At 71.1% G+C, this 22,695-nt stretch carries 11 protein-coding genes; 6 read left to right on the forward strand and 5 right to left on the reverse strand.

What is annotated here, in order from left to right; genetic code table 11:
• Window positions 1-564 precede the first annotated feature (564 nt).
• Both G448_RS0106565 and G448_RS15455 read left to right on the forward strand, forming a co-directional pair.
• Window positions 565-2,313: an OmpA family protein gene (locus tag G448_RS0106565; protein WP_169720827.1), complete on the forward strand. Its 1,749-nt coding sequence runs from the start codon at window positions 565-567 to the stop codon at window positions 2,311-2,313.
• Window positions 2,314-2,531: 218 nt separating this feature from the next.
• Window positions 2,532-3,950, forward strand: coding sequence for an OmpA family protein (locus tag G448_RS15455; RefSeq protein ID WP_156910946.1), 1,419 nt, complete (start codon window positions 2,532-2,534; stop codon window positions 3,948-3,950).
• A gap of 1,722 nt (window positions 3,951-5,672) precedes the next feature.
• Here G448_RS15455 and G448_RS18075 read toward each other — a convergent pair.
• Window positions 5,673-6,665: a LacI family DNA-binding transcriptional regulator gene (locus G448_RS18075; RefSeq protein WP_026407343.1), complete on the reverse strand. Its 993-nt coding sequence runs from the start codon at window positions 6,663-6,665 to the stop codon at window positions 5,673-5,675.
• A 427-nt stretch (window positions 6,666-7,092) separates the two neighbouring features.
• Between G448_RS18075 and uriH the strand changes: the two genes are divergently transcribed.
• From uriH to G448_RS0106590, 3 genes are all read left to right on the forward strand, one after another.
• Window positions 7,093-8,046, forward strand: coding sequence for a uridine-preferring nucleoside hydrolase UriH (gene uriH / locus G448_RS0106580; protein ID WP_026407344.1), 954 nt, complete (start codon window positions 7,093-7,095; stop codon window positions 8,044-8,046).
• 176 nt (window positions 8,047-8,222) lie between these two features.
• Complete coding sequence (locus tag G448_RS0106585) at window positions 8,223-9,689, forward strand: NupC/NupG family nucleoside CNT transporter (protein WP_026407345.1); 1,467 nt, start codon at window positions 8,223-8,225, stop codon at window positions 9,687-9,689.
• A gap of 26 nt (window positions 9,690-9,715) precedes the next feature.
• Entirely contained in the window at window positions 9,716-10,669 is a 954-nt protein-coding gene (locus G448_RS0106590) for a nucleoside hydrolase (RefSeq protein ID WP_026407346.1), read from the forward strand.
• A 294-nt stretch (window positions 10,670-10,963) separates the two neighbouring features.
• On the opposite strand, the gene G448_RS0106595 is transcribed toward G448_RS0106590, so the two are convergent.
• From G448_RS0106595 to G448_RS0106610, 4 genes are all read right to left on the reverse strand, one after another.
• Window positions 10,964-12,811 (reverse strand): CocE/NonD family hydrolase, encoded by a 1,848-nt coding sequence (locus G448_RS0106595; protein ID WP_026407347.1) that lies wholly within the window; start codon window positions 12,809-12,811, stop codon window positions 10,964-10,966.
• 315 nt (window positions 12,812-13,126) lie between these two features.
• Window positions 13,127-16,153, reverse strand: a complete 3,027-nt coding sequence (locus G448_RS0106600) for an alpha-L-rhamnosidase (protein WP_245572221.1) — start codon at window positions 16,151-16,153, stop codon at window positions 13,127-13,129.
• A 636-nt stretch (window positions 16,154-16,789) separates the two neighbouring features.
• Window positions 16,790-19,768 (reverse strand): alpha-L-rhamnosidase, encoded by a 2,979-nt coding sequence (locus G448_RS15460; protein WP_156910949.1) that lies wholly within the window; start codon window positions 19,766-19,768, stop codon window positions 16,790-16,792.
• Between the two features lie 380 nt (window positions 19,769-20,148).
• A complete protein-coding gene (locus tag G448_RS0106610; RefSeq protein ID WP_245572222.1) occupies window positions 20,149-20,811 on the reverse strand; it encodes a TetR/AcrR family transcriptional regulator in 663 nt (220 codons plus the stop codon).
• Between the two features lie 306 nt (window positions 20,812-21,117).
• On the opposite strand from G448_RS0106610, the gene G448_RS0106615 reads away from it, so the two are divergent.
• The gene (locus G448_RS0106615; RefSeq protein ID WP_026407350.1) at window positions 21,118-22,593 is read left to right on the forward strand and encodes an MFS transporter; all 1,476 of its coding nucleotides are present in this window, start codon (window positions 21,118-21,120) and stop codon (window positions 22,591-22,593) included.
• The last annotated feature ends 102 nt before the right edge of the window (window positions 22,594-22,695 follow it).

Consider the following 22,695-nt stretch of genomic DNA (forward strand, 5'->3'; position numbering starts at 1 on the left):
GTCTTTCGTCGTTGAGGCGGGTCTGCGCGGGTGAACGGGCCCGTCCGGTGAGGGGCGAACGTGGCTGGAAACGTTTCCATCGACAGTGGAAGAGAATGGCACGTCCGAGGTTCGCGGTCAAGGGAGGGTGCGGTGCTGAGGGGGTGGGGCCGTGGTCGGTCCGGGAGGCCGAGGGAGCCCGAGGTCGAGTGGGGCGCGTGGTTGTTCCCGGATGCGGGGAGACTGCCGGCGGCCTTGTGCGGCAGGCGCGCGGGGTGCGCCGGGTCTCGATACTGATGATCCTCATGCCGCTGTCGGTCGTGGTGACTTGATTTCCGAGGTGCTTCAGCCAGAGTAGCTGAATTCTCTCAGGAATAGGCGGTCCCGTGCAATGCTCGCGATTTGCTGCCGAAGCACTCTGAGCCACTCTATGAGAATAAGCCTCCTGAGCTTCTCGCGGAAACGGTCGGATCCTATGGGCTCTCCCCGTGGAGGGATGGGTAGTACACGGGGAGCGTCCCTTGATGGCACCATCACGTTGTGATTACACTCCGTTTCTGAACACGTTCTCACCAAGGAGTTCCTATGGCCTCGGCATTCTTCCGTTCGCTCCGCATTTCCTCGACGGCGCCATCTCGTCGGTCTTTTGTGGGCCTGTCGCTTTTGGCGGGTGTCGGGGTGCCGGTGCTGGCCGGGTGCGACGTGCTTTCCGGGATGTCGAAGGGCGGGGACGTCTCGGCGCCGTCGGATTCGGCGTCGGCGGGCTCCTCGTCCGCGGTGAGCGGGTCCGCATCCGCCAGCGGGGGAGTCGGGGTCGGCAGCACCGACTGGCAGGAGCTCGATGCTCACATCATGGGCCACAACGTGGCGGTGCGGGTCTCTCCCGTCATCCGCAAGAACGAGACCACCTCGATCATGGCCCTGGAGCTGACCCGAGCCGAGGACGACGCCTCCATCGACGATGTCAACGCCAACTCCTACAGCGACAACGGCAACAAGCTCGGCATCTCGCACTACCTCGGGGCCCCATCCATCTTTCGTCCCGGCGCCGGCGCCGACCTGGTCAAGCTTCTCGACCTGGAGGGCGGGCGCGTGTGGAGCGCCACCGACGGCGGCGGCGGATTCCTCGACACGACCCCCGGTGAGAAAGTCACCTCCTATCTGTCCTTCGGCAAGGTCGATACCGACCAGGTGACTGTCCTCGTCCCGATGGCCGGCTTCACCACCGTCTCGGTGCTGGAGGCCGACGCCGCCAAGAAGGCCGGCATCGACCTGAGCACCGCCAGCAGCGAAGTCGATAAGTTCCCGGGCGCCGCCACCGAGCTCGCCGGGCCCGTGGCCATCGAGCGCTACACCAGGGCCCTGGACGACTCCACCAGCACCCAGGCCGGTGGCGATGACGTCACCGTCACCCTGGCCAGCGATGTCACCTTCGCCTCCGACTCCGCCGACCTGGCCCCGGGTGCCGAGGCCCAGCTCCAGACCGTGTCCGGCCAACTCGCCCAGTACCCCGACGGCGGGACGCTGACCATCGTCGGCCACACCGACGACATCCAGGACGACGCCTACAACCAGACCCTGTCCGAGAAACGCGCCGACGCCGTCAAAACCCGACTCGAGCAGCTCACCGGCCTCGACAAGTGGCAGACCTCCGTGACCGGCAAGGGCGAGTCCGAGCCCCGCGTCAAGGACACCACCGACGAGGCCCGAGCCGCCAACCGGCGCGTCGAGATCACCCTGACCCCCACCGGCGGTACCACCAATAAGAGCGGCAGCCCGACCGCGGCCCCTACTGCCACCCCCGGCAACGGCAGCGGTGGTTCGCTGCCGGCGCCGCAGGGTCCCGTCGCCAAGGGCTCCGAGGGCGTCACCCTCACCGCCAAGAGCACCGACACCAGCGGCGAGGTCACCATCACCCTCGATCACGTCACCCGCACCGGCGGTTATCTCCTAGGCGCCATCACCTGCACCGTCGAACCCGGCTCCACCGGCGCCCCACTTCACCAACTGCTCCAGGACCCTCAGACACTCCTCTCCAACCAGCGCGACGAGGACGGCGGCTCCCTGCCAACCTTCAACGCCTGCGACGGCCTGACTCTCATCGCCGCCGGCGAGCGCATCTTCCCCGCCGACTATCTCAATGCCTACGCCGAGCAGCACATACCCCTGACCGAGCTCAACGTCTCCGATCACCTTAAGGCTGGCACCACCACCATCTGTGTCATCTGGCCCGATCCCGGCGGCGACACCATCACCCTCGACCATCCTGACGGCAAGTACGCACTCAAAGGCACCGCCTACCGCCTCAGCGACATCCCCGTCACGAGCAACTGAAAGGACCCGTAACGATGCGTCGTCGAATGTTTCTCTCCGGGTCTTCGATCCTGGCCGGCGTTGGGCTGCTGGCCCTGGCCGGTTGTGAGCCGCCCTGGAGGTCGCGGGGCGAGGGCCCCGACGCCTCGACGTCGGCGGCGTCGGGCGGCGCGGGCTCAGGCTCGGCCAGCGCATCGGCGTCGGGCTCGGCTGGTGCCTCGGGTGGTTCGGGTCAGGGCGTGACCCGGACGGTGACGACTGTGGGGGCGACCCTGGAGGTCACAGTGGGGCCGGCTGTGGTCTCCGACGACGTCATGGTGGTGCCCCTGGTTGTCCACCTGGTCAAAGCCGGGTCCAGCAGCCCGTCCACGCCTGGTTTCAGCCCGCACCTGGTATGGAACGGCACGGGATCCTTCACTGGTGCTGATGGTGTGCGCTTGGTGGACTTCGACGCCGGTACGGTGCAGGAGACCTTCAAGGCCTCCTCTGAGAGCACCGGGCTGTCGGAGGAGGAGCCCGACGCCACGCTGCACGCCCTGTTCAAGCCGGTTGATGCCAAGACCATCAACGTCCTGGTGCCCGAGTCCGGCTTGTTCGAGGGCGTGCCGGTGGTGCGCGACGGCAAGCTGTCCGACGAGGCCAAGAAGGCGCTGGAGTACGTGAATACGACCGAGAACACTCCTGATCCGGTGGCGTTGGAGACCTTCACCGCCTCGGTGGACGGGGCCTCGGACACGCGGGTGGCGGACAAGTCTGTGGTCATCAACCTGGCCTCCGACGTGCTGTTCGCCTCGGACTCGGCCGACCTGAGCTCCCAGGCGGACGCCACGTTGAAGAAGGCGGCGGACCAGCTGGCCACCTACCCCGGTGGCGAGGTCTCGATCGTGGGGCACACCGATGACGTCGCCGATGACGCTCACAACCTGGATCTGTCGAAGCGTCGGGCGACGTCCGTCTCCGACAGGTTGGGGCAGCTGACCAACATGTCGGCCTTCTCGGTGTCCACTGACGGTAAGGGGGAGAGCACACCGCGGGTTCCCAACGACTCCGACGGCAACCGTCAGCTCAACCGCCGCGTGGAGATCACCCTGGTACCCACCCAGGCCGCCTCCTCCACGTCGAGCCCCGACGCGAGCAAGGGCACGGGACAAGGCGGTGGTGACCTGCCTCAGGCCGAGGGACCGGTCGCCAAGGGCAGCGAAGGGGTCACGGTCACACGGGGCAACAGTGAGGACAAGATGACCTTCGTGCTCACGGAGGTCACCCGCCGAGGGACGTACCTCGTCGGCGAGGTCAAGGCCACCGGAGGCACCGGAGGCACTCAAACCGGCCCAGCGGACTGGTTGCAGCCGACCCAGCTGGACGGAAGCGCCCGCGGCGAGGAGGACAACAATCTGTTGGGCGCGGTGACGGGGCTGAGCCTGCTGACGCCCCAGACGCGCTACTACCCGGTCGACTACACCGTCGCCGAGGGAACCCACCACCCGCTCAGCGAGATCACCGCCAACAACAAGCTGACCGCCGGTGACGCCACGACCCTGACAGTGGTGTGGCCCGACACCGGACAGGACACCGTCACCCTCGACCTCGAACCCTCCACACGCGCCACCCGCCCCAACAACCCCTTCCGCCTCACCGACATCCCCGTCAAAAGGTAAGCATGGGGGCTTATTCATGGGGCGTAGGTGATTATGAGTCCGAGGGTGGATTTGATGGTTGCTGGGAATGTTCTCAGTCGTCTTCTGCAGCCGGTGTGCAGGACCCTCCAGGTGTTGTTCGGCGGGGGTTCTTCTGGTGGCTGCGGAGCGGGATTCTGATGCTTGTTCCTGCTTCCTGCCTGTTGCGGGGTGTGTTGCGGTGAGGGCTCGGCGGGAGAGCGATGACGGTGAAGTGGTGGTCTCCGCGGGCGCCGGTGGTGGGGGCGGGGTCGTGGTGCCGGCTGCTGGGGGTGGGCGTCGGCGGCGTAGGTGGGCGCCTGCTGATGGTGGGGGGCCGACGAGGTTTGACCTGCGCCTGGGCGAGAGCATCCATATCGATGGCATGGGCGCCATCACTCTGCTGGAGGTTGAACCGGCCCCGCTCTCGGGCTCCAATGTCCCTGGCGGCCCTTCGGGCGCTGTCGTCAACATTAGTTTCGCTCCGGGGGTCTCTGAGTGCTGGTTCGGGAATTCTGTGAAAATTAGCCTGCTGGGTGGGTGGGGTTTGCTTTCCGAGTGGCCGTTAGCTGACTGGGCGCGTCTAGGCTGACGCCGGTTCATAGTGTTGTCATGAAGTCGTTTCCAAGGCGGATGACTGGGGTTGTGATGACCCTGAGGCCGAGTGGTTGTCTCAGGGGCCTGACCGAAATTTGTGCGATGAAAGTTTCGCTCATACTCCTCGCGAGTGATTACAATAACGCTGCCCGAATATGTTGTCGAACTGCCGGCTAAATTGAACCCATGGGGATTATGCAAGGTGACGTGCTCGTCCTCAATCGCCACAACCGTGCAGGAATGTGGTGCGACAAGCTGATACGTGCCCTGCTCGTCGTCGTCCCGGGTCACGTGGTCGCGCAGGTACTGCCGGCCCTCCGCAGTTTGCGAGTAGGCCTGCAGAGCCGAGTAGGGCGCAGTAGTTGACTGCGCCCTGGCGGGCTTGAGGGGACCAGGCCCTGTGCCCATCGGCCTGAAGTCTGATCCCCCGAATCTCATTCGGGGTCAAGGGTGTTGTGGCATCAGCCGATGACTCGTCCGCATCCACGCTGCCGGCTCGGGGTCCGCGGTGTCTCCGGCGTCGTCGGTGTCGGTGGTGGTGGTGAGGGGTGCTGCGGTGCGGGTGGTGGCGACGCGGCGTGCCCCGGTACGGAGCGTCCCGCTGCTTCCGGGGCTCGCGCGGTCGTACGTGGGCTTGCGCGGTCGTACCCTCTCGCGCCAGGTCGTACCTTAGGGAGGCTTTAACGTACGACCGCGTGCATCCGAGTACGACCGCAAGGAGTTGCGTACGACCGCGCGTGTTCAGGTACGACCGCGCCGCCCCGGGTACGACCGCGTGAGGTGCGGGGCGATGCGAGGCGCGCGCCCCAGTCCGGAGGAGGATCGTCAGGTTCAAATCGTCAGGTTCAAAGAGAGACTGGAGACGGACATGACCGCGCGCCCCAGTCTGGGAGGAGCGCCGAATATCCGGATCGACATCACGGCGCGAGTGCGACGGCGGCGTCGTCGGACTCGTCCCGACATGCCGGCCTCGTTCGGACATGCTCGACTCGTGGTCCCGGCGGCCGGGCGCGGCGCCGTCGGACCGATTTCGGTGCGGAACTGAACCGATCTCGAGCCGGAACTCGACCGATTTCGGCGAGCCATGCCCACTCGGCGCGCCATGCTCGCCCCGCCCGGCGCGCCCGCTCAGCGCAGCGTGGTCACGGACTCGCGCCGGATCAGCGAGGCGGGCACTCGCTGCGAGGCGGGACGTTCGCCGTCGATCGTCTCGCAGATCATCTCGACGGCGCGCGCGGCCTGGCGCGCCGGATGCTGGGTGATGACCGTGAGCCGCGGAAGCAGGAGGTTGAAGACCTCGAGGTCGTCGTAGCTGATGATCGAGGCATCGCGGCCGATCCTGCGTCCCGTGTCCTGAAGGTGGCGGACCGCGACGAGGGTGTGGGGGGAGTACCCGAAGACGAGCGCCGTGGTCCCGGTCCCCAGGTGCTCGTCGAGCTCGCCGAGCCACTGCGTGTCGGTGTTGCCCGCGCGGATGACGCGCGCCGACCCCTGCGCGAGCAGCGGGGCGGCGACCCTCTCGAAGGCGGCCAGGCGCTCGCGTCCCGTGGGGGAGCCCAGGAGTCCGGCCACGTAGGTGACCGAGCTGTGCCCGTGGGCGACCAGCTCCTCAACGGCGGACCGCATTCCGGGAGCGGGGTCGGAGTCGATCGAGGGCACGTCCAGCTCGGTGATCGTGCGGTCGACGAACACGAGCGGGATCCTCCGCTCGATGAGGGCGTGCAACCCCGGAGTGGCGTCTCCCTGCGGGGCGAGGATCACGCCGTCGATGCGCTGCTCCAGCAGGACGCGCAGGTAGCGGTCCTGCTGCTCGGCGTCCTCGGAGGCCGAGCTGATGAGCGTCGTCAGCCCCCGTGCGAACAGGGCGGTCTGGACGGTGTGGGCGAGCTGGGCGAAGAAGGTGTTGCGCACGTCCGGCACCAGGAGGGCGACGACGTCGGAGCGCGCGGCTCGTAGCGAGCGGGCCCGGGCATTGACGGTGTAGCCGAGCCGGGCGGCGGCGGCGGTGACCCTTTCGCGCGAGCGCGCCGAGGTCGAGGGGTGCCCGGTGAGGACGCGGGAGGCCGTCCCCAGGGAGACGCCGGCCAGCGCGGCGACGTCCTTGATGGTGGGAGCCCCCACGGCGGTCTCCTCGTCTGCGGTCGGTTCTGCACGGCAACGGTGCGGGTCCGCGGAGGGAAACGTTTCCAGCTCCGGACTCGCCGCGATGCTCACACGGCTCGACGCCTCCGTCAAGGCGGACGGCGTCGCGCCTGCGCGGTCGGGAGCGGTGGACGTCCCCGTGCCGACGGCGACGATGGGTGGACCGCGCCCGCGCGGGCCGGGTCGCCCGTCCAGAGCGCTGGGAATCCTCGTACCTCCTGTGGAAACGTTTCCAAATGTCGGAGAAGTCCTATACGATGCCTCAGTGCCGTCAGGGCGCCGCCCTCCCGTTCGCCGGCCATCGGTGCGCGGAGGGCCCCTCGGTCCTCGGCGCGGTGACGACGTCGCGCCGAGGAGCCCACCGCAGGGAAGCACATCCACCGTCACAGTTACAAAGGAGTCGCGTGTGACAACCAAGATGATCCTCGATTGCGATCCGGGCCATGATGACGCGATCGCGATCCTCCTCGCGCTCGGGAGCCCGGAGATCGACCTCCTGGGCATCACGACCATCGGCGGCAACCACAGCCTCGAGAAGGTCACCTTCAACGCCCGTGCGGTGTGCGAGCTCGCCGGCCGCCCCGAGGTCCCCGTCCACGCCGGCTGCATGAAGCCGCTCGTCCGCGAGGCCATCGACGCCGCCTACATCCACGGCGAGACCGGCCTGGACGGCGTCGAGCTGCCCGAGCCGAGCCGCCCGCTGGCCGAGCAGCACGCCGTCGCCTGGCTCATCGAGACCGTGATGAGCCACGAGCCCGGCACCATCACCGTCGTCGCCACCGGCCCCCTGACCAATATCGCGGTGGCCGCTCGCATGGAGCCCCGCATCGTCGAACGCCTCAAGGAGATCGTCCTCATGGGCGGCGCCTACGGCGTCGGCAACGCGACACCGGTGGCCGAGTTCAACATCCTGTGCGACCCCGAGGCCGCCCACGTCGTCTTCAACGAGCGCTGGCCGCTGACCATGATCGGCCTGGATGTCACCCACCGGGCCCTGTGCACCCCCGATGTCCAGAGGGCCCTCGGCCGGGCCAATCCCGGACTCGCCGACGCCGTGGACGGCCTCATGGACTTCTTCCGATCCACCTACCAGGACCAGGAGGCCTTCCCGGACCCGCCGACCCACGACCCCTGCGCCGTCGCCTACGTCATCGACCCCGCCCTCGTCCCGACGCGGCGCTGCCCCGTCGATGTCGAGCTGCGCGGCGCCCTGACCTACGGGATGACCGTGGCCGACATGCGCGCCATCGCCGAGGACGCGGGGGACGCCGGGGACTCCTGCACCTCCCGGGTCGGGATCGGCCTGGAGACCGACCGCTTCTGGGACCTCGTCGCGAGCGCCCTCGCCCGCCTGGACTGAGGCCGCCGTTCGGCGCCGGGCGGCCATCCGGCCCCCGAGCGCCCTCGCCCGCCCGGACTCGGGCCGTCCGAGCGGTTGTCCCCTCCTCCCGGCCGCCCGGCCGGGCAGTCGCGGACATCCGCTCTCCGCTCCTCTTGTCAACCACCCATCTCCCGTCGCACACGAAGGGTCGTTTCATGCCTCTGACATCCTTGGCCGTCAATATCCTGGGAGTTCTCGTATTCCTCGCAGCAGGATGGCTGTTCTCCCACGACCGCCGGAAGATCCACTGGCAGTCGGTCGGTATCCTCACCGCGCTCAACCTCGTCATCGCCTGGATCCTCACGAGCTTCTCGTGGGGCCGCGCCGCCGTTCAGGGCGCGGCGGCGGGCTTCAACGAGCTCGTCTCGGTGGCGTGGAAGGGCATCAACTTCGCCCTGGCCAACTGGGTCGGCGCCGAGGGCGTGGATCCCAAACCCGTGAACTTCATCGTCAGCGCGCTGCTGCCGATCCTCCTGGTCGTCCCCGTCTTCGACATCCTCACCTACATCGGTTTCCTGCCGTGGGTCATCAAGTGGATCGGACGCGGCCTGAGCATCATCACCCGCCAGCCCAGGTTCGAGGCCTTCTACTCGATCGAGATGATGTTCCTGGGCAACACGGAGGCCCTGGCCGTCTCCAAGCTCCAGATGCAGAAGATGAGTCCGGCGCGCAACGTCGTCATCGCCATGATGTCGATGAGCTGCGTGACCGCGTCGATCCTCGCCGCCTACATCCAGATGGTCCCCGCCGAGTTCGTCCTGACGGCGGTGCCCATCAACTGCCTCAACGCTCTCATCGTCACCAGCATGCTCTACCCGGTGGACGTCCCGCCCGAGGAGGACGTCATCGTCGCCTACGAGAGCGAGGCCGAGGTCGAGGCCGTCCCGGTCGCCGCCGGCTCCGCGGCGGGCTCCGCCGTCGAGGGCGACGACGCCGGGGCCGCAGGCTCCGAGACGGGCTCCGGGGAGAGGGCCGGCGAGGCCGTCGTCGAGGGCGCCGACTCCGAGGAGGCCTCCTCCGCCGCCGACTCCGAGGACGAGAAGCGGGACAGGGCCCACTCGGGCGGGTTCAGCGCCCTGGTCGCCAATGTCCTCAAGAAGGATCGCGGCAGGCCCGCCAAGGAGCCCTTCTTCTCCTTCCTCGGCGACTCCATCCTCGGCGCGGGCAAGCTCGTGCTCATCATCACCGCCAACGTCATCACCTTCGTCGCACTGGCTGCCCTCATCGACAAGATCCTCGGCGCCATCTGGGCCCCGCTCTCCCTGGAGTCGATCCTCGGCGTCTTCATGTTCGTGCCCGCCATGCTCCTCGGCCTGGACCCGTCGACCGGATGGGACATGTCGCAGATCATGGGGCTCAAGCTCGTCACCAACGAGTTCGTCGCCATGGGGCAGGTCACCTCCGAGATCACGGGCTACGCCCGCCACTACCAGGCCGTCCTGACCGTCTTCCTCACGTCCTTCGCGAACTTCGGCACGCTCGGCATGATCATCGGCTGCTTCAAGGGACTCGTCGACAAGGAGCGCAACGACCTGGTCGCCAAGAACGTCGGCCGCATGCTCCTGTCCGGGATCCTCGTGTCCCTGATGTCCGCCGGCATCGTCGGCATCTTCGTCTGGTGAGTGAAGGAAGAGAAGGAGAAACACCCATGAGCAGGAAACTCATCCTCGATCTGGACACCGGCATCGACGACGCCCTCGCGATCGCCTACGCGCTCGGCAGCCCCGAGGCGGAGCTCATCGGCATCACCGCCACATACGGCAACGTCCTCATGGAGGACTCGGTGCGAAATTCCCTGGCAGTCCTCGACATCCTCGGCGCCTCCTCGGTGCCGGTGCACCCGGGCCTGCCCCACTCCAGCACCGCCGAGGACTTCTCCGTCCAGGAGATCTCCGCCTTCATCCACGGCCGCAACGGGGTGGGCGAGGTCGACATCGCCCCCTCCCCCCGGAGCGCCGAGGCGACCGGTGCCGTCGATTTCATCATCGAGGCCTCGCACCGGTACGGCGACGAGCTCGTCTACGTCCTCACCGGGCCGCTGACCAACCTCGCCGCCGCCCTGGAGAAGGACCCGGGTCTGGCCGGGCGCCTCAGGGTCGTCCTCATGGGCGGCGCCCTGTCCGTCTCCGGGAACGTCAGCCCCTGGGCCGAGGCCAATATCAGTCAGGATCCCGACGCCGCCGACGCCGTGCTCCGCTCCGGCATCGACGCCACCATGATCGGCCTCGACGTGACCCTGCAGACCCTGCTCACCCGCGAGCAGACGCGCCGCTGGCGCGAGCTGGGCACGCCGGCCGGCGCATTCCTGGCCGACATGACCGACTACTACATCAAGGCCTACGAGACGACCGCCCCCGGACTCGGCGGGTGCGGCCTGCACGACCCGCTCGCCGTCGGCGTCGCCATTGATCCCACCCTCGTCACCGCCTTCCCCGTCAACCTCCAGGTCGACGTCGAGGGCCCGACGCGCGGGCGGACCATCGGGGACGTCACCCGTCTCAACGACCCGCGCAAGACCAGTCGCGCCGCCCTCGACGTCGACGTCGATCGCTTCCTGGAGGAGTTCATGTCCCGGATCACCTCGCGGCTCCGGGCGCGCTGACCCTCGGGCGCGTCGGCGCCCCTCCTGCGTGCGGGGCGCCGTGGACATGCCCGCGGCGTCCCGCACGCTTCGGCGTGGCTCGGAGCGGCTCGGCGCAGGTCGCTGCACCTCGATTCAGTGCGTCGAGGTGAGCCTTCTCGCGCGAGAGTGACATTTTTGCGCGAGTCGGACGGCGTCGTCGTCGGACTCGCGCCGAAAAGCCCGACTCGTGACTCAGGCGGCCGGGTACGGCGTCGTCGGACCGATCTCGGTGCGGAACTGAACCGATCTCGGCGAGAGAAAGCGGCGGAGGGCTCAGCGGGCGGCGGGCGGGTGGGCCTCCAGGTCGACCAGCGGCAGCTGCACGGCGCCGGGGTGCTCGGCGTCGTGCAGGACGGTCAGGCGGACGGGGGATCCGCCCGCCGGGCGGGCGACGGCGTAGCGGGGCCAGTCCGAGCCGGCGAGGTCCACGCGCAGGCGGTGGCCGGCCGGGACGTGCACCCCGGTGGCCCACATATCGACCTCGACCTCGACGGGCTCGCCCGGGACGAGCGGATCGCGGCGATCCGGGCCGCCACGCGCGGACAGGCGCAGCGCCCCGTCGGTGAGCAGGACCGAGGTGCCGTCCGGCAGGACCTCGGTGAGGCGGGCGTGCAGGTGGGCGTCCTCGGCGTCGGCCGCGACCCAGGCGCGCAGGCGCACCGGGCCGAGCACGGTGACCGCCTCGGCGAGGACGGGACCGGTGAAGACGACGACGTCGTCGCGCGCCTCGACGCCGCGCTGGTCGTGCGGACCCGCGTTCTCGGCCGGTCCCATGAGCATCTGGCCGCCCTCGGTGGGCACGGGGCCGCCCGGGTCGTGAGTCCAGGACGTGGCTCCGGCGGCGGGCCGGTCGTCCCCGGGCGCGAGGAGGGCGCCGCCGTCGGCGAGGCGCCAGGAGGTGATGACGGCGTCCGGCGCGGGCCAGGCGGGCAGGTCGATCCAGCGGTCGGCTCCCATGATGTAGACGCGCACCGGTTCCCGGGGCAGGCGGGCGGCGGCCTCCGCGTCCCCGAGGGAGGCCCTCCAGACGTCCAGGGTCAGCTCGCCCAGGCCCAGCTCGCGCGTTCCGCCCTCGGGGAAGGCGCGTCCGGCGAGACGGCCGTCGAAGGTCAGATGGGTCCACGGCCCGATGACGAGACGCTGGCGGCCTCCGGCCGATCCCGAGGCCATGGCCTCGTAGTTGCGCAGGGTCCCGCCGAGGAACAGGTCGTACCAGCCCGCCACGTGGAGGGCCGGCACGTCGAGGCCGGCGAGGCCCTCCCACGGGTAGGAGACGGACTCCCAGTAGTCGTCGTGCAGCGGGTGCTCCACCCAGTCGGTGACGTGCGCCCCGGCGGTGTGCGCCAGGGCCAGCGCCCGGGCGGCGGACGCGATGCCGACCCGCTCCAGGTAGGGGGTGAACGCCTCCACCGGCTCGGGCAGGACATCCTGGGGCGCGTCCTCCTCCCCGTCGTGCGCAAGGCCGGTGCGCACCTGCTGGCGGGCCCACTCGTAGGAGGGGCCCTCCAGGAGGATGCCGCCGCGCATGGCGAGATCGCCGTCGTAGGTGGAGGGGGCGACCCAGGGCGCCATGGCGGCCAGGTGCTCGGTGGAGGCCAGGGCCGCCGTCAGCTGGGTCGTGGACAGGTACGACTGGCCGAAGGTCAGGACGTCTCCGTCGCACCACGGCAGGGTCGCCAGGGCCTCGCGGGTGGCGACGCCGTCGGAGGCCTCATCGGCGTGGAAGCGGAAGCGGCCTCCGGAGATGTCCGTGCCCCGGCAGGCCTGGACGACGACCGCGAAGCCCTCCTCGATCGCCCGGTCCAGGCCCACCGAGGTCTGCATGCCGAGGACCGCCGCCATGAGGCCGGGGGCGGCCGGATCGGCGCCCACGGCCTCGGCGAGCATGGGCCGCCACTGCCCGAGGTAGGGGCAGCGGGCGAGCAGGACGGGATGGGCGTCATCGTCGTCCGGGCGCACGACGTCGGCGCGCAGGACCGTGCCGTCCGTCATGGGGAGGGGGAGGACCTCGTGGACGGCGTGCGAGGCCGGGCCGTCCGGAACGGGCAGCACGAGGGCCGCGCGGACGGCGTCGGGGACGGCGGGAGCATCGGGGGTGGACTGGGCGGACTGATCGGCCATCGGAATCGTGCTCCTTCCGGGACGTGCGCGAGCCGCTTGCCGCATGGGCGCGACGTCGCGATGCGCGCGGCGCGCATACGGCCGGTATAGCAGGTTCCGCCGGCGCGGGGCCGTACGTCCCGGAACCACCGGGTCCGGTCGCGCCCGGGCCTCCGTGATCCTGCGGGTCCGAGGAAGGCCGGCGGCGCGCCGGGCCCGGGGCGCGCTCGGGCCTCCGGCGGATCCTTGAGGCGGAGACGCAGGTCCTGATCGGGCAGGTGGGCGGACGGGGCCGTGAGGCGGAGACGCGAACGAACCGCCGGGCCCGGGGCGCGCTCAGGCCTCCAGGTGGTGGCGGCCGTGGCCGAGCAGGATCGGCTCGGCCGGCGACTCGCCCTCGCGGCCCGGCAGTGCGACTCGCGCCGTGGCCCCCACCGGCACGACGACGTCCAGGCTCAGGCGCCCGTCGTCGTCGAGCCTCCAGGCCGAGGCCGCCCAGCCGCGGGGCGTGCGGTGGACGGACTCGGCCGCGCTCAGCCCGCCGCCGGGGACCGGGGCGATGTCGATGATCCGGTAGCCGGGCGCGGCGGGTGCCAGGCCGCCGACCGTCCGCTGCAGCCATGCGGCCACGGCCCCCAGGGCGTAGTGGTTGAAGCTCGTCATACCGCCGGGGTTGATCGAGCCGTCGGGGAGCATGGAGTCCCAGCGCTCCCACGTCGTCGTCGCCCCCATGGTCACCGCGTACAGCCAGGAGGGGCAGGAGGTCCGGGTCAGCAGCCGGTAGGCGGCCTCCGCGTGGCCGGTCGCGGACAGTGCCGCGGTGAGGACGGGCGTGCCCGCGAAGCCGGTGGCGACGTGGCCTCCCGCCGCGTCCACCAGGTCGGCCAGGTGCTGGCCCGCCGAGGCGCGGCGCTCCTCGTCCCCGCACAGGTCGAAGGCGATGGCCAGGGCGTAGGCGCACTGGGAGTGCGAGGTCATGCGGCCCGTGCCGTCGGTGAAGCGCTCCCGGAAGGCCTCGCCGACGGCGTCGGCCAGCTCGCCGTAGCGCGCGGCGTCGGCCGTCTCGCCGAGCTCGGCCGCCCAGCGGGCGACGATGCGAGCGGAGTGGGCGAAGAACGCCGTGGCCACCAGGTGGGGATCGGTCATGGCCAGCATGGGGTTGTCCGGCGGGGCCGAGGGGTCGAGCCAGTCGCCCAGCTGGAGGCCGGAGTCCCACACGTGGTCCGCCCCGGCCAGGGAGTCCACCAGATCGACCCAGGCGCGCGCCGACTCGTACTGGGCGGCGAGCAGACCCCGGTCGCCGGTGGCCAGGTACAGCTCCCAGGGCACCACCGCGGCGGCGTCGCCCCACACGGCCGCGGGCCGCGGCGGCGTCCAGAAGCCGCCCGGGATGACGGGCACGTACCACGGCACGGTGCCGTGGGCCTCCTGCTCGATGGCCAGGTCGGTCAGCCAGGAGGAGAGCATGCCCGTGCAGCCGTAGTGGAAGGCGGCGGTCGGGGTGAATGCCTGGATGTCGCCGGTCCAGCCCAGGCGCTCGTCGCGCTGGGGGCAGTCGGTGGGGATGGACACGAAGTTGTCGCGCATGGACCAGCGCGAGTTCTCGTGCAGGCGGGTCACGCGCTCGTCGGAGCAGGAGAAGGCGCCCAGGCGCTCCATGTCGGTGTGGATGACGACGGCGCGCACCGCTCCGTCCGCGATCGCCTCGGCGGCGGCCCGGGCGCCCCCGGGCCAGCCGGTGACGTCGGCGTAGCGGAAGCCGTGAATGGTGAAGGCCGGTTCCCACTCCTCGACGCCGTCGCCGGCGAGGGTGCAGGTGTCGGTCGCGGCGGCATCGCGCAGGGGGCGGGTGCCCAGCACCCCGTCCTCCAGGACCTCGGCGTGGCGCAGTTCGATGGTGGTGCCGGCGGGGCCGGACACGCGGATGCGCAGGCGGCCGGAGATGTTCTGCCCGAAGTCGATGAGCGCCCGCTCGGGGGAGGTCTCGATCTCGCCCTCGCCCAGGTGCATGACCCGGCGCTCCTGAACGGTGACGGCGACCGGATCGAGGATCTGGGTGGCGCGCACGGGCGCGTCGGCGGGCATGACCAGTCGCTCGGCGTCGGAGGCGCCGACGGCGACCGGGGACCAGGTCGAGTCGTCGAAGCCGGGGGAGGACCAGCCGGGGGTGGCCCGGCGGGCGTCGACGGTCTCGCCCTCGTACAGGCCGGTGAAGAGGATCTCGCCCGCGCCGGCTCGCCAGGACGCGTCGGTGACGATCGTCGAGCGGGAGCCGTCGGCGTGGGTGAGCTCGAGCTGGATGATGGCGGCGACGTCCTCGCCGTAGAGGTTTCGGTACCCGCCGTCGAAGCCGATGTGGCCGCGGTACCAGCCGTCGGCAAGCCGGGCGCCCAGGGCGTGACGGCCGACGCCGTCCCCGGGGGAGGCGGGGGCGCCGTCGGCGTTCGGGTCATTGGACGCGCCGGCCGGAGCGTCGGGTGCGCCGCCGGGGCCGTCGGGGCGGGTTCCCGTACTGCGGGGCCCGGCTCCCGTGCCGCCGGAAGAGGTCAGGAGCGTCTCGGTGACGTCGTAGGCGCGGGCCACGAGCCGCTTGCCGTAGACGGTCCAGCCGGGGACGAGCTCGTCGTCGCCGATGCGAAGGCCGTCGAGCTCGGCGCGGATGAGGCCGTGGGCGCTGACGTAGGCGCGAGCGGCGACGACCGGGGAGGCCACCTCGAACTCGCCGCGGACCCGTGGCGGTCGGCGGTCGGCGCCGGGATTCTCCGGCCAGGCGGGCCCCACGGGGAGGGCCTGCCAGTCCTCGGGGGACAGGAGGCCGGTCTCGTAGACGACCGGGGCGGACCAATCGGTGGTGGTCGCGACCGTGGCGGGGGCGGCCGGGGCGTTGGGGGAGGCGGAGCCGGGCGTGGGGGAGCCGGGTGCGTCGTTGTCGCTCTTGCCGATCCTGCCGCTCACGCGCACTCGCAGGGCGACGCGCTCGCGGGAGGTGAGCGGCGCGGCGGGCCAGGCGACCAGGACGCCGTCGGCGGCGGCCAGGGGGAGGCGCTCGGGTGCGGCGAGCGGAGCGCCCGCCAGGTCGGTGCGGGTGATCTCGAGCTCAGCGGAGGTCGCCGTCCAACCGGTCGGGGCGGAGGCGATCTCCCAGGAGATGCGCGGTGTCGGGGAGCTGCCGCCCAGGATGTCGCCGGGCAGGTACTGCTCGAGGCGGAGGTGGCTGGGGTCTGCGAGGTCCCCGAGGGGGTCGGGCAAGCCCGCGGCGGTGATCACGGGCTCGGGGGAGGCCGGTCGAATGGTCGTGAGGGTGGTGCGCTGGGCGTCGGGGCGGGTGTCCACGGTGGCCTCCGGAAGCTCGCTGCTCGTCATTGAAACGACTCAACGATAAGTTCTCGGGGTGAGCGCGGTCAATGGCCTGGCCTGTTCGCGCGGTCGTACGTGAGGTCGCGCGGTCGTACCCAGATCCACGCGGTCGCACCTTAGGGCCTCTCTAAGGCACGACCGGGCGCTGCGGGGTACGACCGTGCGGAATTGCAATGATCTCCAGACGATCCCCATGAGAACTGAAGAACTCGCCTTGCTTCTGGAGAGCGCGGTGAGGAAGGGCCGGACAATGCAGTGCGACCCGGTCGCCCGGTCCCGTCGGTGTTCTGGTCCTGACGGCGTCGCGCAATGGTGCGTCGGGCGCGCCTTAGTAGCCGGCGTTCCAGTGTGAGCGTGCATGCAGTTCCGGCCAGGACCAGGAGCGGAGCGACAACCCGGTCCTTCGTGGGCGCCATCGGATGACGGCCTTGTCGAATGATGCGCACCGGACGAACAAGGTTCATCGGCATATAGAAGAAGGCTCTCGGTCGCCGCCGAGGCCGTCCTCGCCGAGTCGGGATCCTCGGCGCGAGCGGGCGCCGTCGGACCGATCTCGAGCCGGAACCGGACCGATCTCGGCGAAGGGAGAGAGCGGGTCCGCCCGCCCCCGTCTCGACGGCGGAGGCCCTGCCGCGTGGAAATTCAGCCGCGTTGCGCGGCGGGCGGCTCGACGGCCCCGGGCGCGACCTCCTCGATGGTCGCCGTCAGCGCGGCCGCCGCCTGCTCCATGCCGGGAATGAAGCCGTGCATGGTGGCAGCCCCCGGCACGATGCGGGCGGTCGAGCCCAGCTCGTGGGTCAGGAACCCCATGAGAGCGGCCGCGGGATCCTTCGCGTAGGCCGGGTGCGTGCCCGCCACCGCCTCGACGACGCGTCCCCAGGCGCGCCGGTCGTCGATGAGGTCGCGCACGGTGAGGATCCCGCGCCGCTCGGCCCCCGGACCCCCTGCGTCTTCGATCCCGAGCCCTCCCGCGGGCGCGCTCACCATCCGCTCGTGCAGGCCATGGCCCACCGTCTCGGGATCACCGCCCGGCAGCACGAGCTCCGCCGTCGCCCCCACGGGCACCCTCACCCGCACGCGCAGGCGGTCGCCGTCGAGCTCCCAGGAGACGCTCGCCACCCCGAGCGGCAGCCGCCGCACGACGCTCGCCGAGGCGAATCCATGACCCGCCAGTGGCGCCACCCGCAGGGCGCGACCCCCGGCGCCCACGACGTCGAGCCCCGCGATGGCGGTCAGCAGCCACTGGGAGACGGCGCCGAAGGCGTAGTGGTTGAAGCTCGTCATCTCCCCGGGGTTGATCGAGCCGTCGGGGAGCATGGAGTCCCAGCGCTCCCAGATGGTGGTCGCCCCCATCGTGACGGGGTACAGCCAGCTCGGGCACTCCTCCTCCAGCACCAGGCGCGCGGCCGTGGCCGCCTGCCCGCCCTTGACCAGGGCCCCGGGCACGAGCGGGGTGCCGACGAAACCGGTGGAGATGCGGAAGCAGCGCAGGCGCACCAGGTCGGCGAGCCGGGCCCCGGCGCCGGCGATCCGCCGGGGCGTGTCGAGCAGGTCCCAGGCCAGCGCCTGGGCGTAGACGGTCGCGCAGTCGGACAGGATGAGGCCGTCGGCCGTGACGTAGGCGTCCAGGTAGGCGGCGCGGACGCTCGCGGCCAGGGCCTCGTAGCGGGCCGCGCGCTCATCCTCCCCCAGGACCGCCAGGGCGCGGGCGGTGATGCCGGCGCTGCGGGCGAAGTAGGCGGTGGCGACGACGTCGGGGTCCGCCTTGGCGGCCCCCGGGTTCTCGGGCGGGGCGTCGGGGTCGAGCCAGTCCCCGAACTGGAAGCCGCCGCGCCACAGGTGCGAGGGCCCCGCCACGGAATCGACGCCATCGACGAAGCGGGCCATGGCGTCCACGGCCCCGGCGAGGACGGAGGCGTCGCCGGTGGCCTCGTAGACCGCCCACGGCACCAGCGCGATCGCGTCGCCCCAGGCGCTCGTCAGCCTGGTGCCGCCCAGGACGTCGGGGGAGACGACGGGCAGGGCGCCGTCGGGCGACTGCGCGGCGGCCAGGTCCCTCGCCCAGGAGGTCAGGAAGCCCGCCGCGTCGTACAGGGACAGGGCGGTGGGGGCGAAGACGCCGATGTCGCCGGTCCACCCCAGGCGCTCGTCGCGTTGCGGGCAGTCCGTGGGCACGGTGATGAAGTTGCCGATCGTGGACCAGCGCGTGTTCTCAACCAGTCGGTTGACGAGGGGCTGGTCCGAGTCGAACCACGCCGTCCGTTCCATCCCCGCCGAGACGACCCGCGCGGTGAGGGCGCCCAGCAGCGCGGCGTCGTCCCCGGGGAAGCCGTCCACCTCCACGTAGCGGAAGCCGTGCTGGGTGAGCGTTGGGGCGAAGACGTCGTCGCCCCCGGACAGCGTGACCCGGTCGGTGCACTCGGCGCCGCGCAGGGGCCGACTCCCCAGCTCTCCCTCCTCGAGGACCTCGGCGTGGCGCAGAGCGATCGTGCGCCCGGCCTCGCCGCGGACGGTCAGGCGCACGTGCCCGGTGAGGTTCTGACCGAAGTCGACCACCCGCTTGCCCGAGGGCGTCGTGATCACCTCGACGCCGTCGAGCTCGCCGACGACGGCGGGCATGGGCAGGGCGGTGGGCTCCAGTGAGGCCTCGGGCAGGGGGCGGACCTCCACTGGCGCCTCGGCGTCGGGCGAGCCGAGCTCGGGCAGTCTCAGGTCGGAGGACTGGCCGTTGTAGAGATCGTTGGCGGTGATGCTGGAGGGGCGCCAGGACCAGTCGGCGTCCGTGCCGACGACGACGGCGCCCTCCCGGCCGGTCAGCTCGACCTGGGCCAGGAGCCACAGGTCCGGGCCGTAGACGCACTCGCGCATCTCCCAGGTCAGGTGACCGCGGTACCAGCCGTTGCCGAGCACAACGGCGAGCTCGTGCTCGCCCGGGGTCAGGACGGCGGTGACGTCGTGGGTCCGGACGAGAAGGCGGTCGCGGTACTCGGTCCAGCCCGGGGCGAGCTCGTCGGTGCCGACCTTGACGCCGTCGATGCGCGCCTCGTAGACGCCGCCCGCGGTCAGGTGCAGGCGGGCCGCGGTGATGCCCGGCGGGATCGTGAGGCGGCGCACCAGGACCGGGGCGGCGTCGGTGCGCGCGTTGCCAGGGGCGCTGATGGGGCGGGCGGTCCAGTCGGAGCGCTCCAGCAGGCCGGTCTCGACGATGGCGGGGGCGGACCAGGGCGAGAGGGCGCCGTCGTCCCCGGCCACGCGCACGCGCCAGGTGACGCGCTCGCGGGAGGCCAGTGGGGCCACGGGCCAGGGGACGAACGTCGAGGCGGGGCCGTCGAGGATCGCGGTCTCGGTGGTGGTGCCCTCAGCGGTGGTGCGCACCATCTCGATCTCGGCGCGGGCCTGGGCCCAGCCCGCGGGGGCGGCGGGCACCTCCCACGATAGGGACGGCGCTGCGAGGGTGCCGCCGAGCACGTCGACGTCGGGGCGGTGGTGGTCGACGCGCAGACGGACGGGGGCGACCAGCGGGCCGACCGGGTCGGCGGACAAGGGTGCGGGCTCGGTGAGCAGCTCGATCGCCGGGATGGCGGGCATGAGGTCCTCCGGGTCATTGTTGAAACGTTTCATGAACGGGCTGGGCTCAGATTAGGGATGTTCGTGCGGGGCGTCAATGGAGCGCCGGGGCGCCGTCGGGACGGCGGGAACGACGGTGGTTCATTGGCCGGAGGGCTCGGCCGGGGCGGCGGGATGCGGAGGTCCGCGCGGTCGTACCGGTCGTACCGGGGCGCGCGCGGTCGTACCTTACGACCTCTCCAACGTACGACCGCGCGGTATCGCGTGCGACCGCGAGTCGCGGTGTACGACCGCGCGGCGCGGGGTGCGAGCGCACGACCCGATGCGCGACGGCGCGACCGGTCGCGCGATTCGGGGTGCGCCCGCGTCGGACTCCGCCGACCCCGGATCGCGGGCCATCAGGTGGTCGCGGGCCGGCCCCTGGTCGCGGGTGCTCAATCCGCCCGGAGCTCCTGGGCGAATGAGCGGATGACGGCGGCCATGTCGAGGTCGCGGTCCAGGAGCCACTCGCTCTGGACTCCTTCGATGAGACAGGCGAGTCGCGTCGTGGTCAGGTCGAGGTCGAGGTCGGCCCGGAGCCTGCCCGCGGCCTGCTCCGCCGCGAGGTCGGCGCGCAGATGAGCGCGGAAGCGTCTGGCCAGGCCGACGACGTACTCATGGGCGGGGTGGTCGGGGTTGACGGCCTCGGCGCGCATGAGCGAGTCGAGCTGGATGAGGCCGGGGATCGTGGCGTTGTGCTCCATGATCCTGGGCAGGGCGTCGAGCAGGCCGTGCTCGGCGAAGAGGGCGTCGCGCCACCGCGCCTCGGTCTCCTCCCGGCGGGTGAGCACCGCCTGGAGAAGGGCGTCCTTGGTGCCGAAGTGGTGGCGCAGCAGCGTGTGGCTGACCCCGACGGCCTCGGCGATCTGACGCAGGGAGAGGTTGTTGAAGCCCTGCTCGGCGAAGACCTCCATGGCGGCGTCGACGATCTCGGCGCGGCGCCGCTGGCCGTTGGCGTAGCGAGTGCGGCCGTCGGGCGGGGCCACGGCGCTGGTCGGGGCCACGGTGGAGGCGGGTGGCACGGCGCTGGTCGGTGGGGCGGCGCTGGTGGGCGACACCGAGACGGTGTCCGCCGACGGTGTCCGCCGGCGGCCCACTCTCCGTCGCTCGTCCTCCGCGGTGGTGCCGCGATGTTCGCTCGGCATGGGGTCCTCGCCTCTTCCCGGGTCTCCGTCGGCATGTGGTCGGTCGTGCTCCGCTGGCCATCCTAATCGGCGGAAGTGCGGGGATGCGGTCAGTGTAGTGATTTAAATCTCTTACAAAGTGGACAATCTATGACTACAGTGAAACGTGTCAACGGGTCCGGACTCTCCGCCGGGCCTCCGTCGTCGGCGCAGTCGCCGACCTCATCTCAAGGACGATCGATGAGCAATCCCACCGATACCCCTTCCCGGGACGGCGACGCGCCCCTCCGGGTCCTCGTCGACGAGCCCCCGGATCCCCGGGCCGCCGACGGCGAGGGCGCTCCCGCCGTCGAGCCCGAGGCTGCCGCTGGCGGGCCCGAGGCTGCCGCTGGCGGGCCCGAGGCTGCCGCTGGCGGGCCCGAGGCTGCCGCTGGCGGGCCCGAGAGCGACGCCGAGAGCCCCACCGCCGTCGAGCCCGAGGACGACGCCGAGGCCATCACCCGCGTCTACGGCAGGCCCTCCCGCACCATCCCGCTGGTCCTCCTGGCGGCCGTGGGCGGGTACATCATGATGCTCACCCTGGGCACGGCCCTTCAGCTGCGGCTCTCCGCGATGGACGAGGCCACCGCCACCACCGTCTACTCGCGGATCACCACCGTGTCGGGCATCCTCATGCTCGTCGCGATCCCGTTGATCGGGGCCCTGTCGGACCGCACGACCAGCCGCTTCGGGCGCCGTCGTCCCTGGATCCTCGGCGGCTACCTCGTCAGCCTCGCCTGCATGGCCGTCATCGGCACCATGACGGACCACCTCGTCATCGGCGCCGCCTACGTCGTGGGCATCACCGCGGCCCAGGCGGGCTTCAACGCCTACTCCGTCATCCCCGTCGAGGGCGTTCCCAACAAGATGCGCGCCCGGGTCATGGGCTTCATGGGCATGATGGGCGCGCTCGCCATGAGCGCCGGCGCGGCCATCGCGGGCAGGCTCGTCGGCACCCCCGCCCTCATGATGACCGTCCCCGTGCTGCTGGCCCTGGCCACCACCTTCCCGCTCATCCTGCTCTACAAGGATCCTCAGCGCGACAAGGACGACGTCCCGGCCCTGGACCTGGGCGGCCTGATCGGCGGCTTCTTCGTCGACCCCCGCAAGCACCCGAACTTCGGGTGGGTCTGGCTCTCCCGCTTCCTGGCCGGCGTCGCCATGACCGCCTTCCTGGCCTTCTTCGTCCTCTACCTCATCACCAACCTCCACTACTCCCCGGCCGAGGCCGGGGCCCGGGCCAGCCTGCTCTCCCTGTACTCCGCGCCCGTGTCGATCCTCCTGTTCACCGGGTCGGGCTGGCTGTCGGACAAGATGGGGCGGCGCAAGCCCTTCGTCATCGGCTCGGCCGCCGTCATGGCGCTCGCCCTCGTCATCGGCGGGCGGGCCGGCAGCTTCAACCAGTTCGTCATCGCCTGGATGGTCTTCGCCGTCGGCCAGGCCATGTACCTCACCGTCGACCTGGCCCTGTGCGCCCAGGTCCTGCCCAACGAGGCGGACACCGGCAAGGACATGGCGGTCTTCGGGCTGGCCCTCAACCTGCCCAACATCCTCGTCCCGGCCGTGGCCCCCTTCATCCTGGGCGCCGAGAACAACTACACGCTCCTGTGGGGCGTCGCGGCCGCCCTGTGCGCGCTGGGCGCCCTCGTCATCCCCCTGGTCAAGGGTGTGAAGTAGCCCGACGATGGCGCGGCGCGCCCGCCCGGCCCGCAACCGGCCGGGCGCGCCGCCCTCCGGGCCCCGTCGTCGCCCGCGACCCCACTCCTCCCGGGGTGCGGG

Source organism: Actinomyces gerencseriae DSM 6844, from assembly GCF_000429265.1.
Lineage (GTDB): Bacteria > Actinomycetota > Actinomycetes > Actinomycetales > Actinomycetaceae > Actinomyces > Actinomyces gerencseriae.

What these genes read in the sequence shown, in the direction of transcription:
- G448_RS0106615 (WP_026407350.1), top strand. Translation starts at nt 21,118, where the DNA reads ATGAGCAATCCCACCGATACCCCTTCCCGGGACGGCGACGCGCCCCTC.
- G448_RS0106565 (WP_169720827.1), top strand. Translation starts at nt 565, where the DNA reads ATGGCCTCGGCATTCTTCCGTTCGCTCCGCATTTCCTCGACGGCGCCA.
- G448_RS0106600 (WP_245572221.1), bottom strand. Translation starts at nt 16,153, where the DNA reads ATGACGAGCAGCGAGCTTCCGGAGGCCACCGTGGACACCCGCCCCGAC.
- G448_RS0106595 (WP_026407347.1), bottom strand. Translation starts at nt 12,811, where the DNA reads ATGGCCGATCAGTCCGCCCAGTCCACCCCCGATGCTCCCGCCGTCCCC.
- G448_RS0106590 (WP_026407346.1), top strand. Translation starts at nt 9,716, where the DNA reads ATGAGCAGGAAACTCATCCTCGATCTGGACACCGGCATCGACGACGCC.
- G448_RS0106585 (WP_026407345.1), top strand. Translation starts at nt 8,223, where the DNA reads ATGCCTCTGACATCCTTGGCCGTCAATATCCTGGGAGTTCTCGTATTC.
- G448_RS15460 (WP_156910949.1), bottom strand. Translation starts at nt 19,768, where the DNA reads ATGAAACGTTTCAACAATGACCCGGAGGACCTCATGCCCGCCATCCCG.